The following is a 16,020-nucleotide window of genomic DNA, read 5'->3' as shown; positions in this document are numbered from 1 at the left end:
ACAGGAACCACCCGCCTACCCCTCGATCACCCGGTGCTGCAGGAAGAAACGCAGCATCTCGCGGCTGGCGTCGGGGCCGCGCGGATCGGCGTAGGAGCCCTCCGTGCTGCCGCCGGACCAGGCATGACCGGCACCGTGCAAGACCCAATGCTCCAGTACCGTGTGCGTACCGGTATCACTATACGTGGTGCGGGTGTAGCCCATCCCATCCGGCCCGTGACCCTGTTCGGTGCGGGTGGTGAGTCTGGCTGCCGCCATCGCCTGGGCGATGATCTGTTCGCCATTGACCGGGCTGACGGTGGTGTCGCGGTCGCCGTGGAAGACGATGGTCGGCAATGCGGGGGCGGTGGCCCCGCCCCGCGTCGCCGTGGGCGCGCCGCCGCGCATCGCTGCAAACGCCGACGGCATATCCTGCGCGGCGCCGTAGGCCAGCCCGGAATGTACGCCGATCGCCGCGTACAATTCCGGATAGGTCGCCCCCATCACCGCCGCCGCCGCCCCTCCGGCGGACAATCCGGCCACGTAGACGCAGCCGGGCAAGATGCCGAAGTCGCGCACGATCTGCCGGGTGATGCCGGCGATCAGCGACGGCTCGCCGCGATCCCTTTGCTGATCGTCGGCATTGAACCAGTTCCAGCAGCGTGACGGGTTCGCCGAGGCCGGCTGCTCGGGGTAGGCGACCAGAAAGCGCGACGCCTCTGCCAACTCGTTCATCCGCGTGCCCGCCGCAAAGTCATCGGCCGACTGGGTGCAGCCGTGGAGCATCACTACCAGCGGCAGCGGTTCGCCCTGGTAGCCGGCGGGAATGTAAAGCTTATAGGTGCGGCTACCGGCCGTGTCGGCAAAATGGTGGGACTCGAAGCGCGCCCCGTTCGGGACCACCACCTTTGCCCGTGCGACGAGACCGTCGAGCCCGCCCGTCCCCGGCGCCTCGCGCTCCAGGAAGCCGCGTAACGCCTCCGGCAGCGGGCTGGAACCGGGATATCCCCGGTCGAAATGCCTTGGGCGCTCCGCCATCCGGTCTTCGTTGCCGGGGTGCGGCCGGCCTTGGGCGCGCAGCAGCAGTGCCGTCGCTTCCTCCAGCCGACCCGCGCGGGTGAGGCGGGTCGCCTCGGCCATGACCTGGGCGTTCGATGCATTCATGCGGCAATTCCAATGGTGTGCCGGCATAACGCCGACCGGTAACGGGAGGAGGTGTGCGAAATCAGTGGATCCGATCCGCCAAGGCGGCCTTCACGGCGGGACCGGCATGCAGCGCCCCGAGTACGTGCAGCGATCCGATGGCTGCCCGTGCAAGTTCCGGGGAGACATCGGCGTCAATGATCGCAAGCCCGAGCACCTGGATGTGCAGCACCTGACGGGCGGCGACTGCCGCCTCGAGTTCGGCCCGGTGATAGTGGCGCAGCCCGAGTTCGAGCTGGTGCCTGATGATGGACTGCCGTACCGCCTCGTCGTGACGGTCGAGCTGATTGCGGATCGCGGTACGGATGAAATCGGTGCGGTTGGAGTAGAACCCTTCCTGCACCAGCAGGTCGACCTGGCCCAGATCCACATATCCCAGGTTGATTGTGATCTTTTCGCTATCGCCCCCCTTGCGGCGGGCATCCAGTGTCTTGCCAGGCATTTGCCATCCCCATACCATCCATCTGGATGGCATCATCGGCGATAGAGCCGGGGATTGCAAGGAGGGCGTTATTCCAGGGGGGGGGAGGAGGGTACCTGCGTCGGCGGGCCGGACTTGACGACAGCCAGCAAGGGGTTCATCCAAGGCACCGAACCCACCGCCATCCGCAACCATGAATGATCGGACTCCGGGTCTTGGGTGCGACGACTGCCGAGCAGAAAGCCCAGCCCCACGGCCGAGCTCAACACCGCCGGGGAAGTTATCCGTTCATGGATACGCCGGCCCAGCATGTTGCCATGCACGCCGACCGATCGCCGGCGCTCAAGCAGATGCCGTTCGGCATCTTTGATGCGTGCCGCCAGCGATTCGGAGGGAGGTGCGTCAGGGTTCATGATGACTTCTCTGTGTCGGGTGTCAGGCTGTTCACTGTGGCCGGGAACTGCAGATGAGTGCGTCGGCGGCGGATCGCCCAGTAAAGGATCAGCGCCAGCAGCAGATTAGCGCCCACCGCCAGTAGTAGTGCCGCACCGGGACTGGTCATGACACCGTATTCGTATTGGATCAGCGTCAGCACGGCCACGGCCAGGAGGCCCAGCCACGCGCTGAGCAGCAAACCGCCGACCATCACGCCCAGGGTAATCATCCAAACAAGGCTTTCGCCGGCTTGGCGCGTCTCCAGCGCGGCGAGACCCACATGGGCATGGAACAGGCCGCGCAATTCATGGGCCAAGGAACGGACATCCTGAAGCACCCCGGAACGATGTTCCGGGGTGCCGGGAGAGGTGGAGGGTGTGTCCATGAAGGCGGCCGACCTAGCGACCGCTCAACAGGCGGCTCAACAAAAAGCCGCCGGCGACCGCGATACCCACCGACTGTACCGGGTGTTCATTGACGTACTCCCGGAGATCCTTCAACCATTCCTCTTGTGCTTCCTTCAGTTGTGTACCTTTCTCGCTGACGGCATCCGCCGCGTGATGGCCGGCATCGGCGATCCTGTCCACTGTTTCGTGGGCACCGGCGGTTATGCGCTCGATGGGTTCGTTCTTGCCTTGCCCGTTTTCGGGGTTTCCCGGGGGTTTGGATTGCATGATGTGGGAGTTATCCATGATCTTCTCGCTATCGGTTACATTTACATTTGTCGGGATTGACAAGGCCAGGTTAACGACCTAAGCAACTACCGTCTGTGCGGTGACGTACTGTCTATCTATTCTGTGTACCAAGCCCCTGATCCCCGGCCCTTCTCCCTTAAGGGGAGAAGGGCGTGTCTGTGGCTGAACCTGGGTTCTTTCACGTTAAAGTATGATGGCCAGCAGGATGATGATGGGAATGGGGATACCCAGAAGCCAAAGCAGTATGTATCGCATCTTGATCTACCTCGCTGATTGCCGGAAATTCGTCGGCGTCACATGTGCTGGACGTTATCGCGTTGCCGACCGCCGATCGTGGCGGCAAAGCTGGCACTGAAAGCCCCGAGCAGCAGGCCCAGGAACATCCACAGATAAAAATGCACCATCACCTTCCGCGCCGTGTCGGCGGCCTCCCTCGCCTGCATTTCCATTTCCGCCATCCGTGCCTGTACTTCGTTGATCCGGCTTTCCGCCTGGGACTGAGTGATGCCGGTATTCTGCGAGATCAGTCGCGCCAGATACGCCCTGTCGGCATCCGGCATCCCCTCCCTGCCCTGGGCGAGAATGCGTACTGCTTCGGCGCGGACCCCGGCCCCGATCCCGTCCGAGCTGGTGGCGCCAAGTCCGCTGAAATCGGGAGTCGCCCCTGCACGGTCTTGACGAAACAATGCATCCGCGAAATAGCCGATCGGGCCGCCGGCGCCTCCTTCCGACCGGCCATCGACACCCGCCGTCACGGCAGCGCCACCGGCTGTAACCGCCGCCCCGGCAGCGGTAGCGCCGGCCTGGGCTGTGCTGTTGATAACCGACATGGAGACCGCGACGAGAAGCGCCGCCGTGATCACCAGGCTCACCGCCCATACCAGGAGGCCGTGTGCGGTATCCCGAAAGAAAACCTCATCGTCACTCAGATTGGTCCATCTGGTGCGCAGCCTGCCGGCGACGTAGCCGCCCATTGCCCCTGCGATGATGTGCATGAGGATCAGCCAGATGATACCGGCGATGCCGATGCCCCTGGCCGATACCCCTTCTCCGGGCCACGGCGAGACGAACGAGAATCCCAGGCCGGTGCCTAGGACCACAAAGCTCAGTGCAAGCGCTGCGGCGACAAACGCCCCTGCGGCTACCGCGGGCCAGGAAACGCCGGAAGACTGCGATTCGTTACGTGCGTTATAGGGGAGCGGGTTATCCGCCCCATATGCGGGGCCTCGCCCCGTGTGTGTGGATTCGACAGATGCCATGGCTAATATCCTTTGCAGATAAGCGTGAAACTGCATGGTGGGGTGAGGCCGAACTGGGGTTCTGTGCGCTGACACACGTAGCATGTCCTGTAGAGCTCGGATTTCCATCGTCGGCCCTGATTCCCCATCGTGGTCATCACGATTTCAAGCAACCACGGGGGATAAGCCGGCATGAGCCGCGGTGTCCGGCGCCCGACTGCGCGAACCCGGTCATTCACCTGTCACGGCCTGCGGCGTCGGGGATGATGATCTCGACGCGACGGTTCTGTTGACGGCCCGAGGCGGTGTTGTTCTCGGCGACCGGATAGTCCTGGCCTCGGCCGGCTGCGTGCAGGCGGTTGGCGTCCACGCCCTGGCGGACCAGGTAACGCTTCACCGAATCGGCACGCTGTTCCGATAGACGCATGTTCGCACTGGCGCTGCCCACGCTGTCGGTGTGGCCCTCGATGATGGCGGTGCGCTCCGGATGCTCCCGGAGGAACACAGCGAGCTGGTCGAGGTTGCGCACCGCGCCGCCCCGCAGTTCGGAACGACCCGTTGCAAAGAGTACGTCACCCAAGGTCAGGACCAGTCCCCGGTCCGTAGGCTTGGCGTTCATCGCTTCGATCTGTCGCTGCAGTTCGGCGGTCTCACGCCGCGCTTGGTCCACCTCGCGGGTACGGGAATCCAGACGCGCGGTGGCGCCCTGATCGCTCAGCGCCGCGCGCTGATCCTCCAGCAGGCGTGTTTGCGCCCAGGCCTTGGCGATGTCGACCTTGCGATCGGCGATCAGCACTTGGTGTCTGGCCAGTTCTCCGTCCGCCTGGGGTTTCTCGGCCGCCCGTACCGCGAGCTCCGCATCCCTGAGTTCCACCGGCGCCCGGCCGGCCAGTTGCGGATCCGCCTGCAGTTGCATCAGCTTGGCGCGGGCGCTGTCGGCACCCGGCGGCACGGTCATCGGCGCCGCGCACGCCGCAAGGAGCAGGCCGGCGGCGGTGACCGCGCCCACCCGGGAAAGCGTGGTATTCAGCGTTTTCATGGGCGTTCTCCCGTTCCGCGTTGCATTTCCTGCTGCAGGACGTCGATGCTCGTTTCCATCTCTTCGTTGATCGCCTTGGCCTTTGCCAGCCTGGCTTTGGCGGATGCGAGTTCCGCATTCACGCGGGACCGTTCGGCAAGGCGCTCGGCCCGGATCATGTCCTCGTCCTGGACGGCTTTGCGGGCTGCCGCGAGGTTCTCACGGGCCTCATTCAGTTCGATGGACGCATAATCCGCGACACGTGCCTGTTCGGCGTTCGTGATGGCGGTCTCGGCGGCCTGCAGGGCGTGGGTGGGGGCCGGCGGGGTGGATGCGCAGGCAGCCAGCGTGAGTAACCCCGCTAAGGCAGCTGCCGGACGCAAGGATGTAACGACCCGGTTCGGGGTGGATCTGATGGGGATCTGATTCATGTGCGTCCTCCTTAAGGACATCACCGGTACTCGGCAGCACCTAGCTTGGGACGAGTCTCGCCGGTGCCGGTGACGGGGTCGGTGCGCTGGCGTACGAAACGGGGCGTGGCCGGATATCCCGCCATCGGGCTGTGTTCGATAGCAGACAGACCTAGGGTTCGGACCGCCATAGCCTCGACACTGGTGAAAAGGCTGGCTTCCGAGTCTGGAAGTTGCCGCAACCAGGAGAGAGATGATGATGAAATTGCCAACAGTGACAGGCACCGCGTTGATTCTGGGGCTGCTGCTCGTCCCGTTATCCGGCTGCGATAGGGGACCGGCCCAGAGGGCCGGCGAAAATGTCGATGACGCCGTCGATAGAGCGGGCGATTCCCTCGAAAGGGCGGGAGATCGCATTCAGGATGCGGGCCGGGACGCCCGTGACTGATCGACGGGATCCTATGCCGACAGTGTCGCCGGCACGGATGGGGCGTCCATGAAGGTGATTACGATCCAGGTGCGGTATCCAACAGACACCGACCGTCCAAGGCCCTAGCTTGAGAATCCCGATTGGCGATTTCGCCGGTCGGAACCTGAAGGAGAGAGACCATGAAGAAACTGCACGCACTCGCAGCCTGCGCAGTGATATTTCCTGTATTCACACTCGGCATCGGCTCCGCATTGGCCCAAGCCCCGTCCATGGCCCAAACGCCATCGGCGACCCATGGAACCTACCTTTCGAGCCAGCCCGCAAATTCGTTTCGTGCGGATGAGTTGATCGGCAGCGACCTGATGTCGCGCACGGATAACGAGACCATCGGCTCCGTCAGCGATCTGCTGTTCGATGAGAACGGCCGGATCCTGGCCGTGATCGTCGAGGTGGGCGGCTTCTTGGGCGTGGGCAAAAAGGAAGTGGCCGTTTCCTGGGACTCGGTCGAGCACAGCTTGAACGAGGATGGCGATGGGTATGACTTCAGCGTCACTTCGACCAAAGATACCTTGAGGGCGGCCCCGGAATACGAGCACGAGGCCGGGAAGGCAAGGCCGGCAGGCAGTAGTCGGTACTGATAATCAAGGCAGCGGCAATCTGAGTCCTCTCACACTTCATTTGAAGCGGGCTCGGGCGGCAGGGGCGATCATGGTCCCTGCCGTTTTTTTTGGAGACGCTCTCCCGATTTTCAGGTTCCTGTGAGGTCGTCGCGGGTTCGTGTCTGTTCGCCAGCGAACAGAATGCAGACGGTTGTGTGTTTAATCTGGGCCATGGCGACTGAATGATCCTGATGGATGATCCGGCGCCTCATAGTAGGGTTTTGTAAGGTACAGAAAATACAAGAGCCGCTTCGGCCTTGGTGAGTGAGTCCACTGAATGTTCGCAGGAGGGTGCGTCATGAACAAAGATCAGGTTAAGGGTCGGGCCAAGGAAGCAACGGGCAAGGTCAAGGAAGTCACCGGCCGGGTGGTCGGGAATGAGAAGTTGGAAGGTGAAGGGAAAATCCAGAAGGCCGCGGGCAAGGTCCAGGCCGATTACGGTGATTTGAAGGAAGATCTGAAGAAAGACTAGCGCGGATCCGTCCGGGTCGGCGGATGCTTGAAGCCGGGGGCGGAGGTTCCACCTCCGGCCCCCGGTTGCACCGGACCCCGCCCTGTGTGCGGTAGCGCACCGATGAACACCTGACAGGTGCGGATCCTGTTTTCATCCATCTTCTGGAGTTGTCATCATGAATCCATGGTTAAGGTATTGCTCCGCATTTTTTATGGCCTTCGCGCTGGTGGCTGCGGTGAGCTGTGCGGCCCCCTCCAAGCAGCAGTCGGCCGGGGAGTACATCGACGATGCTGTGATTACCACCAAGGTTAAGGCGGCGATACTCAATGACCCCGATCTGCGGGTGAACGAAATCAGTGTCGAGACCTATGACGGCGTGGTCCAACTCAGCGGGTTTGTGAGTTCAAGGGCCGAGGTCAACCGGGCGGTGGAGGTGGCTCGGGGCGTTGGCGGTGTGAGGGATGTGAAGAACGACATGCGTGTCAAGTGAGCGGCCGCCTGTGGCCGAGGGGGCGGCGGCATCCATCCATCGATACCGGCGACGGCGAGTTACTGCGCGCGGAGCTGTTCAGTCTTGAACAGCTCAAGCGCCACGGGGCTGCGCTGGCACAGCGACATCACCTCTCTTCCCGTCCCGGTCCCGACCGGCTGTTGCCCAGGCTGGCGGACAATGCGCAGCGCCTGCTGGCGGCCTACGATGTGGTCACGGCGGCCGCTTCGCCGGGTCAACGGGTCACACCGGCAGAGGCCTGGCTGCTGGATAACTTCTACCTGATCGAACAGCAAATCAGCCAGGTACGCCGGCATCTGCCGCGCGGATACAGCCGGCAGTTGCCGCAACTGGCCGACGGTACATCGGCCGGTTTCCCCCGCATCCATGACCTGGCACTGGCGCTGATTTCCCATATGGACGGCCGTGTGGATGGCGACAATGCCACCCAGTTCATCGCCGCCTATCAATCCGTTGCACCTCTCAAGATCGGCGAATTGTGGGCCTTTCCGATCATGCTGCAGCTGGCCCTGCTGGAAAACCTGCGCCGGGTCGGGGTGAGTATCGCCCAGCGTCGCCGGGAACGGGACGCGGCCCTCGCCTGGGCGGATCGCATGCTGGTGACGGCCGAGCAGGAACCCAAACAACTTATCCAATTGCTGGCCGAATTCGCCCGGGCGGATGTGCCGCTGACGGCCCCGTTCGTGGAAGCATTTTACGCCGTACTCCAGGCCCAGGGTCCGGCCCTGGCCTTTATCCGTACCTGGGTGGAGCACAAGCTGCTGGAACAGGGCGTGACGGCCGAGCAATTGTCGGAAGTGGCCGGACGCACGGCCGCGGCCAACCAGATTTCCATGGCCAACAGCATCGGCAGCCTGCGTTTTATCGGCAGCATGGACTGGAAGGATTATGTCGAGTCCCTGAGTGTGGTCGAGCGGATTCTGCGGGATGATCCCGTGGGTATGCATGCCGGCCAGGACTTCGCTACCCGCGACCGTTACCGGCACGTTGTGGAAGATGTGGCCCGGACGGCGGCTTGCCCCGAGCAGGACGTGGCCCGGGCGGCGGTCGATCTGGCCCGGGCCGCGGCGGCTCAACGGGGAGGGGAGGATCGCAGTGCCCATGTAGGGTACTACCTGATCGACCGGGGACGACCGGCGCTGGAGCGGGTGGTGGGCTGCCGGATGCCCTGGACATCCCGGCTCGGACGCCGTTGTCGACCGGCCTGCCTACCCTTGTATCTGGGGACGGTGACTTTGCTCACGCTGCTTGCGGCAGGGGGCGTGCTGCTGCTTCTGGACGGATTCAATCCGGATACCGCCTGGACCTGGTATCTGGCACTGCCGTTACTGATTGCCGTCTCGGCGCCGGCCGTCTCACTGGTCAATCTGTTGGTCACGTTGCTCTTGTCGCCCAAGGCCCTGCCACGGATGGATTTTTCCAGCGGGATTCCGGAGGATCGGCGCACCATGGTGGTCGTGCCTACGCTGCTGACCGGCCCCGAGGATATCGATCACCTGCTGGAGGCGCTGGAGATCCGCTATCTGGGTAATCGGGACCCCAATCTGTTCTTTGCCTTGTTGACGGATTTTCCGGATGCCCCCCAGGAAGCGCTGCCTCGGGACGCGGCCCTGCTTGAGCAGGCACGCACGGCGGTGGAACGACTCAATCTCAAGTATCGGGAAGATCGACCCGGCATCTTTTATCTGTTTCATCGGCCTCGGGTGTGGAATCCGTTCGAACGGGTGTGGATGGGCTACGAGCGCAAGCGAGGCAAGCTGGAGCAGTTCAACGCCCGCCTCAGAGGGGAGGGGACCACCGCCTTCTCGGAGATCGTCGGGGATACCCGTCTGCTGACCACCATCCGTTTCGTCATTACCCTGGACACCGATACCCAGCTGCCGCGGGATGCGGCGCGTCAATTGGCGGGTAACCTGGCGCATCCACTCAACCGTCCGGTTTTTGATCCGGACCGGGGGCGCATCGTCGAAGGTCACGGCATCCTGCAACCCCGTACTTCCATCAGCCTGAGCAGTGCCCACCAGTCACGCTTTTCCGGATTATTCGCGGGTGAGCCGGGCATGGACCCCTACACACGGGAGGTCTCCGATGTGTACCAGGATCTGTTTGGCGAAGGATCCTTCGTCGGCAAGGGCATCTACGATGTGGACGCCTTTCGCCGGGCCATTGATGGTCGCCTGCCGGAAAACCTGATCCTGAGTCACGATCTGCTGGAAGGGGGCTACGCCCGGTCGGCGCTGGTGACGGATGTGGATCTGCTTGAGGCGCATCCGGCCACGTATACCGCGGAGGCCAGCCGTCGCCACCGCTGGATAAGGGGAGATTGGCAACTGGTCGGCTGGCTGCTGCCCCGCGTGCCGGCCTCCCGGGAGCGCCCGCCGTTGCGGGTACCTAACCCCTTGTCAGCCCTCTCCCGCTGGAAGTTGTTCGACAACCTGCGCCGCAGCCTGGTGCCCCCGGCCTTGCTGGTCCTGTTGCTGGGGGGCTGGCTGCTGGGCGCTGGCCCGGTGTGGTTCTGGAGCCTGCTGATGCCGGCGCTGGTGGCCGTGCCCGCCGTGCTGCCCGCCGCGATTGATCTGTGGCGCAGGCCGCAGGATCGGGATCGCCGGGTACACCTGACTCTGACCGGCAGGGCCGCGGTACGGCCATTGACCCAGGCCTTACTGAGCCTGGTGTTCCTGCCTTACGACGCCCGGATCTGCCTGGGGGCCATAGCCTGCTCCTGGGGGCGGATGCTGTTTACCCGGCGGGGGCTGCTGCTCTGGTACCTGCCCAGCTATGCCCGCCGCAATGCCTGCCGGACACCCACCGACTTTTTGCGGGAGATGTGGCTCGCGCCGGTCCTGGCGCTGTCGACGGGAGTCGCCCTGGTCTGGACATCCGGAGATGCCTGGGCCACGCAGGGGATGTTTGCCGCCCCATTTCTGTTGCTGTGGCTGATATCGCCCGGCATCGGTTGGTGGATCAGTCGACCGCCGAGTGACCGCATGCCGCGTCTGAGTGCGGCACAGGAGGTCTTCCTGCGTCGTGCGGCCCGTAGGACCTGGCGTTACTTTGCCGATTTTGTCGGGCCGGAGGACCACTGGCTGCCGCCGGATAATTTCCAGGAAACCCCCGCACCGATGGTGGCTTCACGCACCTCGCCCACCAATATCGGCATGGCGTTGCTGTCGGATCTGGCCGCCCATGACTTCGGCTATGTGACCACCGGCGAATGCCTGGCACGTATCGACCGCACCGTGTCGACCATGGAGCGTCTGGAACGCTACCGGGGACATTTCTACAACTGGTACGACACCCGTACCCTTGAGCCCCTGCAGCCGAGATACGTCTCTTCGGTGGACAGCGGCAATCTGGCGGGTGCCCTGCTGACCCTTCAGGCCGGGCTGGCCGAACTGAAACATCAGCCGGTGCCGTCACCCCGGGCGTTGCAGGGACTGCTGGACACCCTGGGGGTGCTGTCTGAACAGCGGCCCTTATCACCACCGCCCCCCCTGATTGCACTGGAACGCCGGGTCCAGGGCATGCGGGACGCCGACCTGTCCATCACCGACCTCATCCAGGCCCTGGAGGAGATTCAGCAGGCCGGGGGAGCGGCGGCCGCATGGGCGGCGGCGGGCACGCCCGCCAGTGACGCGACATCGGCCTATTGGGTACAGGCCTTTGACCGGCAGGTGGCTGCCCTGCGGGATGAATGGATTCGTTTGTTGCCGGCGGACGGATCCGTGGCGGCGGAGGACCCATCCCGGGCGCGGCTCGACACCATCGATGACCTGATCCGGCGTTGCCGAGATCTGGCGATCATGGATTTTGAATTTCTCTACGATGCCACGTCGGGGTTGCTGGCCATCGGCTATGACGTGGGCGAGCGGCGCCGCGATCCGGCCTGCTATGACCTGCTGGCGTCGGAGGCGCGCCTGGCCAGCTTCCTGCTGATTGCCCAGGGACAGTTGCCCCAGAAACACTGGTTTGCCCTGGGGCGTCTGCTGACCAGCCACGGGGGCGATGTCAGCCTGATTTCCTGGAGCGGCTCGATGTTCGAGTACCTGATGCCGCAACTGATCATGCCCAGCTTCGGCAACACCCTGCTGGCGCAGACCTGCAAGGCGGCCGTGTCGCGCCAGATCGAGTATGGCCGGCAGCGGGCGGTGCCCTGGGGGATTTCCGAATCCTGCTACAACGTCACCGACATGAACCAGGTCTACCAGTACCGGGCCTTCGGCGTGCCCGGGTTGGGATTCAAGCGGGGATTGGGGGAGGATTTGGTGATCGCCCCCTATGCCACGGCGCTGGCGCTGACGGTGCTGCCCGGGGAGGCCTGCCGCAACCTGGAACGGCTGGCCCAGACGGGCTTTCTCGGTACCTACGGCTTCTTCGAGGCGGTGGATTACACCCCGTCCCGGGTACCGCGGGGCAAGCCCTGGTTCATCGTGCGCAGCTTCATGGCCCATCATCAGGGCATGAGCCTGCTGGCCTTTGCCCATGTGCTGCTGGATCAGCCCATGCAGCGTCGATTCATGGCCGACCCGGAGGTGCGGGCGACGGAGTTGCTGCTGCAGGAGCGTGTTCCGCGACAGGGGGCCACCTTGCATCCCCATGCCGCCGAGGTGAGTGCCTCCGCTCAGCCGCCGGATGCAGAGTTCGGCAGCATCATGCGGGTATTCAGGGAAACCACCACGCAGATACCCGAGGTGCATCTGCTGTCCAATGGTCGTTACCATGTCATGGCCACCCATGCCGGCGGCGGTTACAGTCGCCGGCATGGGCTGGCCGTGACCCGCTGGCGCGAGGACGCCACCACCGATGCCTGGGGCACGTTCATCTACCTGCGCGACCGTGATGGCGGGCAGTATTGGTCCTGCGCCCATCAGCCGACGCTGCGCCGTGCGGATCACTATGAGGCCATCTTCGTGCAGGCCCGCGCGGAATACCGGCGACAGGATCAGGCCATCGATGCCCACACCGAGATCTGCGTCTCCCCCGAGGATGATGTGGAGATCCGGCGCGTGACCCTCACCAATCAATCTTCCCGGCGGCGTCATATCGAACTGACCAGTTATGCAGAGGTGGTGTTGGCACCGTTGGCCGCCGACCTGGCCCATCGAGCCTTCAGCAATCTGTTCGTGCAGACCGAGATTCTGTCTCAGCAGCAGGCCATCCTGTGTACGCGGCGACGGCGTACGCCGGACGAGCAGGTGCCCTGGATGTTTCACCTGATGGCCGCGCCGGGGGCCGTGATCGATGCGCCGTCCTTTGAAACCGATCGTGTCCGCTTCGTGGGTCGCGGTCGCACGACCGTCAACCCGGTGGTGATGGATGCCTCACCGCCGATCCGGCGTCTGTCCGACACGGCGGGCGCAGTGCTCGATCCCATCGTTGCCATTCGTCGCACGGTGACTCTGGTGCCCGATGAGTCGGCGAGCGTCCAGATCATCTCCGGCGTGGCCGATACCCGGGAGGCGGCACTGGTGTTGCTGGAGAAATATTGTGATCGCCATTTCGTTGAACGTGCCTTCGAGATGGCCTGGTTCCAGAGTCAGGAGGTGTTGCGTGTGCTCAACGCCACCGAGGTGGATGCTCAGGTCTACGGTCGTCTGGCCAACTCGGTGGTCTTCGGTAACGCACTGCGTCGTGCTGCACCGGGGGTCATCGCCCGCAATCAACTGGGGCAGTCGGGTCTGTGGCGCTTTGCCATCTCCGGGGATCTGCCCATCGTCCTCCTGCATATTGGTGATATCCATCGCATCGATCGGGTCAAGCAGGTGCTGCAGGCCCACGCCTATTGGCGCATGAAGGGGCTGATCGCCGACCTGGTGATCCTGAATGAGGACTTTTCGGGTTACCGGGCGGTCCTGCACGACCGGATCATGGGGCTGATCCACTCAGGCCCCGAGGCGCAGATGCTGGACAAGCCGGGCGGGGTCTTCCTGCGGCGTGCCGAGGAACTGTCGGAGGATGAGCGGGTATTGTTGCAGACGGTGGCGCGCATCATTTTCAGCGATACGGCGGACACACTGATCGAGCCGGTGGAGCGCCGCATCTCCGCGGGTCGCCGGTCGGATCGGCTGGAGCCGGTGCACCCGGTGATGACCGAGCCGCCGTCGAACCCGGTGCCGCGGAAACTTATTTTCAACAATGGTCTGGGTGGCTTCACGCCGGACGGACGGGAATACGTGATCACCCTGGCGCCGGGGCAGCAGACACCGGCTCCCTGGGTGAACGTGATTGCCGGTCCGCACATCGGTACGGTGGTGAGTGAGGCGGGCAGTGCCTATACCTGGGTGGACAATGCCCACGAGTTCCGGCTGACCCACTGGCACAATGATCCGCTGTCCGACACCGGCGGCGAGGCCTTCTACATCCGGGATGAGGAAACGGGGGCCTTCTGGTCACCGACGCCGTTGCCGGCCCGGGGGCGCAACGGCTATGTCTGTCGGCATGGCTTCGGCTACAGCGTATTCGAGTACCGGGAGTCGGGGATCGACTCGGAATTGACCACCTATGTCGCCCTGGATGCGCCGGTCAAGTGTGTGGTGATCAAGTTGCATAATCATTCCCGGCGCACACGCCGACTGTCTCTGACAGGCTATTGGGAGTTGGTGCTCGGCGAGTGGCGGCATGCCAATCTGATGCATATCGTCACCGAAACGGAACCCCACACCGGGGCCTTGCTGGCTCGCAATGCCTACGGGCGCGAGTGTGCCCATCGGCTGGTGTTCGCCCATGTGAGCGAACGGGATCGCTCGATCAGCGGTGGGCGGACCGAGTTCATCGGCCGCAACGGTTCCATGGCCAAGCCGGCGGCCATGCGCCGCAAGCGCTTGTCAGGCCGAACCGGCGCCGGCCTGGATCCTTGCGCGGCGGTGCAGGGCCGGGTGGAGTTGGAGGCGGGACAGTCCGCCGAAGTCGTGTTCCTGTTCGGCGCGGCGACGAGCGTGGACGAGGTCGGCGAGTTCATCCACCGATTCGGTGGTCGGGCGGGGGCGCACCAGGCCCTGGAAGGGGTGTGGGAGTACTGGAATCACACCTTGGGCGCGGTCCAGGTGGAGACACCCGATCTGGCGCTGAATGTGCTGGCCAACGGTTGGCTGGTCTATCAGACCCTGTCCAGCCGGCTGTGGGCGCGCAGTGGCTACTATCAGTCCGGCGGCGCCTACGGCTTCCGTGACCAGTTGCAGGATGTCATGGCCCTGATCCATACCACCCCCGAACTGGCCCGGGTGCAGTTGATCCGCTGCGCCGGGCGCCAGTTCCTCAAGGGTGACGTGCAGCACTGGTGGCACCCCCCCGGCGGCCAGGGTGTACGTACCCATTTTTCCGATGACTATCTCTGGCTGCCCTATGTGACCTGCCATTACGTGGCCGCCACCGGCGACACCGGTGTCCTGGACGAGCCGGTCCATTTCCTGGAGGGCCGCGAGCTCAATCCCGACGAAGAGGCTTACTACAACCAGCCGCAACGCTCCCCGGAAGTCGCCGGTCTCTATGAGCACTGTGTCCGCGCCCTCAGGCATGGCCTGCGTTTCGGTGTGCATCAGTTGCCGCTGATGGGCTGCGGGGACTGGAACGACGGTATGAACCGGGTGGGCCATGAGGGTCGGGGCGAAAGTGTCTGGCTGGCCTGGTTCCTGTTCGACGTCCTGCAGCAGTTTGCCGATCTTGCCCGGGGTCGGGATGACGGCGAGTTTGCCGAGTTCTGCCATGACCAGGCCGAGCAGCTGCGGGGTCATATCGAAGCGAGCGCCTGGGACGGCGCCTGGTATCGGCGGGCCTGGTTCGACGACGGTACACCTTTGGGGTCCGCCATCAATGACGAATGCCGCATCGACGCCATCAGCCAGAGCTGGGCGATCCTCTCCGGCGCCGGGGATCCCCGGCGCGCCCGCGAGGCGATGGATGCGGTGGACCGACACCTGGTGAGTCGGGATGACGGCCTGATCCGTCTGCTCGACCCGCCCTTTGACCGGTCGGCCCTGGAGCCCGGGTACATCAAGGGCTATGTGCCGGGGGTGCGTGAGAACGGCGGTCAGTATACCCATGCCGCGATCTGGACCACGATGGCCTTCGCCCGGATGGGCGACAGGCGGCGGGCCTGGGAATGCTACGCCCTGCTCAATCCCGTCAATCACGGCGACACGCCCGCGGCGGTGGCGCGTTACAAGGTTGAGCCGTATGTCATGAGCGCGGACGTCTATGGCGCGCCGCCCCACACGGGCCGCGGCGGCTGGACCTGGTATACCGGGGCGGCAGGCTGGATGTATCGGCTGACCCTGGAAACCCTGCTGGGTCTGCAACTGCGGGGGGATCATCTGCGCATCGCGCCGTGCATCCCCGATGACTGGAATGCGTATACCATCCACTACCGGTATCGTGAAACCCTATACCATATCAAGGTGAGCGGTACGACCGGGGCGTCCCGGCGGGTCATCCGGGTGTCCCTTGACGGGACCGAGATCCCGGATGCCGCCGCGTTCGAGGCCGGATGGGGCAGGATTCCCCTCGTCGATGACCGTCGGACACATCAAGTCGAGGTGGACCTGGGCTGAGGCGCATGGGTCACTCAAATC

13 protein-coding genes are annotated in these 16,020 nt (G+C 64.1%); 5 read left to right on the top strand and 8 right to left on the bottom strand.

Features of this window, described 5'->3' with window-relative positions; genetic code table 11:
- Nucleotides 1-15: 15 nt before the first annotated feature.
- From LQ956_RS00950 to LQ956_RS00915, 8 genes are all read right to left on the bottom strand, one after another.
- Nucleotides 16-1,143, bottom strand: coding sequence for an extracellular catalytic domain type 1 short-chain-length polyhydroxyalkanoate depolymerase (locus LQ956_RS00950; protein WP_238629175.1), 1,128 nt, complete (start codon nucleotides 1,141-1,143; stop codon nucleotides 16-18).
- Nucleotides 1,144-1,204: 61 nt separating this feature from the next.
- Nucleotides 1,205-1,624: a CopG family transcriptional regulator gene (locus LQ956_RS00945; protein ID WP_238623411.1), complete on the bottom strand. Its 420-nt coding sequence runs from the start codon at nucleotides 1,622-1,624 to the stop codon at nucleotides 1,205-1,207.
- A gap of 68 nt (nucleotides 1,625-1,692) precedes the next feature.
- Nucleotides 1,693-2,016: a hypothetical protein gene (locus LQ956_RS00940; protein WP_238623412.1), complete on the bottom strand. Its 324-nt coding sequence runs from the start codon at nucleotides 2,014-2,016 to the stop codon at nucleotides 1,693-1,695.
- The gene (locus LQ956_RS00935) at nucleotides 2,013-2,423 is read right to left on the bottom strand and encodes a phage holin family protein (protein WP_238623413.1); all 411 of its coding nucleotides are present in this window, start codon (nucleotides 2,421-2,423) and stop codon (nucleotides 2,013-2,015) included. The genes LQ956_RS00940 and LQ956_RS00935 overlap by 4 nt, the downstream gene beginning before the upstream one ends.
- A 13-nt stretch (nucleotides 2,424-2,436) precedes the next feature.
- Nucleotides 2,437-2,712, bottom strand: coding sequence for an ElaB/YgaM/YqjD family protein (locus tag LQ956_RS00930; protein ID WP_238623414.1), 276 nt, complete (start codon nucleotides 2,710-2,712; stop codon nucleotides 2,437-2,439).
- A 314-nt stretch (nucleotides 2,713-3,026) separates the two neighbouring features.
- Entirely contained in the window at nucleotides 3,027-3,992 is a 966-nt protein-coding gene (locus LQ956_RS00925; protein WP_238629173.1) for a hypothetical protein, read from the bottom strand.
- Nucleotides 3,993-4,206: 214 nt separating this feature from the next.
- The gene (locus LQ956_RS00920) at nucleotides 4,207-5,010 is read right to left on the bottom strand and encodes an OmpA family protein (RefSeq protein WP_238629172.1); all 804 of its coding nucleotides are present in this window, start codon (nucleotides 5,008-5,010) and stop codon (nucleotides 4,207-4,209) included.
- On the bottom strand, nucleotides 5,007-5,420 hold the full coding sequence (locus LQ956_RS00915; protein ID WP_238623417.1) for a DUF4398 domain-containing protein: 414 nt from the start codon (nucleotides 5,418-5,420) through the stop codon (nucleotides 5,007-5,009). Before LQ956_RS00915 ends, LQ956_RS00920 begins: the two co-directional genes overlap by 4 nt.
- Before the next feature lie 235 nt (nucleotides 5,421-5,655).
- On the opposite strand from LQ956_RS00915, the gene LQ956_RS15075 reads away from it, so the two are divergent.
- The 5 genes from LQ956_RS15075 to LQ956_RS00895 all read left to right on the top strand — a co-directional run bounded on the left by LQ956_RS15075 (nucleotide 5,656) and on the right by LQ956_RS00895 (nucleotide 15,999).
- Nucleotides 5,656-5,847: a hypothetical protein gene (locus LQ956_RS15075; RefSeq protein ID WP_430733386.1), complete on the top strand. Its 192-nt coding sequence runs from the start codon at nucleotides 5,656-5,658 to the stop codon at nucleotides 5,845-5,847.
- A gap of 161 nt (nucleotides 5,848-6,008) precedes the next feature.
- Entirely contained in the window at nucleotides 6,009-6,467 is a 459-nt protein-coding gene (locus LQ956_RS00910) for a PRC-barrel domain-containing protein (protein ID WP_238629170.1), read from the top strand.
- Nucleotides 6,468-6,786: 319 nt separating this feature from the next.
- Nucleotides 6,787-6,960 (top strand): CsbD family protein, encoded by a 174-nt coding sequence (locus LQ956_RS00905; RefSeq protein ID WP_238622539.1) that lies wholly within the window; start codon nucleotides 6,787-6,789, stop codon nucleotides 6,958-6,960.
- 157 nt (nucleotides 6,961-7,117) lie between these two features.
- Nucleotides 7,118-7,432: a BON domain-containing protein gene (locus LQ956_RS00900; protein WP_238622540.1), complete on the top strand. Its 315-nt coding sequence runs from the start codon at nucleotides 7,118-7,120 to the stop codon at nucleotides 7,430-7,432.
- Between the two features lie 38 nt (nucleotides 7,433-7,470).
- Nucleotides 7,471-15,999, top strand: coding sequence for a glycoside hydrolase family 94 protein (locus LQ956_RS00895; protein WP_347402208.1), 8,529 nt, complete (start codon nucleotides 7,471-7,473; stop codon nucleotides 15,997-15,999).
- Nucleotides 16,000-16,020 lie beyond the last annotated feature (21 nt).

The sequence above is a fragment of the Ectothiorhodospira lacustris genome, from assembly GCF_022227845.1.
GTDB lineage: Bacteria > Pseudomonadota > Gammaproteobacteria > Ectothiorhodospirales > Ectothiorhodospiraceae > Ectothiorhodospira > Ectothiorhodospira lacustris.
Note: the sequence above shows the minus strand (reverse complement) of the source record. Positions and strands in the feature narration are given on the sequence as shown.

Coding starts and splice junctions, on each gene's coding strand:
- LQ956_RS00950 (WP_238629175.1), bottom strand. CDS start 1,143: ATGAATGCATCGAACGCCCAGGTCATGGCCGAGGCGACCCGCCTCACC.
- LQ956_RS00945 (WP_238623411.1), bottom strand. CDS start 1,624: ATGCCTGGCAAGACACTGGATGCCCGCCGCAAGGGGGGCGATAGCGAA.
- LQ956_RS00940 (WP_238623412.1), bottom strand. CDS start 2,016: ATGAACCCTGACGCACCTCCCTCCGAATCGCTGGCGGCACGCATCAAA.
- LQ956_RS00935 (WP_238623413.1), bottom strand. CDS start 2,423: ATGGACACACCCTCCACCTCTCCCGGCACCCCGGAACATCGTTCCGGG.
- LQ956_RS00930 (WP_238623414.1), bottom strand. CDS start 2,712: ATGCAATCCAAACCCCCGGGAAACCCCGAAAACGGGCAAGGCAAGAAC.
- LQ956_RS00925 (WP_238629173.1), bottom strand. CDS start 3,992: ATGGCATCTGTCGAATCCACACACACGGGGCGAGGCCCCGCATATGGG.
- LQ956_RS00920 (WP_238629172.1), bottom strand. CDS start 5,010: ATGAAAACGCTGAATACCACGCTTTCCCGGGTGGGCGCGGTCACCGCC.
- LQ956_RS00915 (WP_238623417.1), bottom strand. CDS start 5,420: ATGAATCAGATCCCCATCAGATCCACCCCGAACCGGGTCGTTACATCC.
- LQ956_RS15075 (WP_430733386.1), top strand. CDS start 5,656: ATGATGAAATTGCCAACAGTGACAGGCACCGCGTTGATTCTGGGGCTG.
- LQ956_RS00910 (WP_238629170.1), top strand. CDS start 6,009: ATGAAGAAACTGCACGCACTCGCAGCCTGCGCAGTGATATTTCCTGTA.
- LQ956_RS00905 (WP_238622539.1), top strand. CDS start 6,787: ATGAACAAAGATCAGGTTAAGGGTCGGGCCAAGGAAGCAACGGGCAAG.
- LQ956_RS00900 (WP_238622540.1), top strand. CDS start 7,118: ATGAATCCATGGTTAAGGTATTGCTCCGCATTTTTTATGGCCTTCGCG.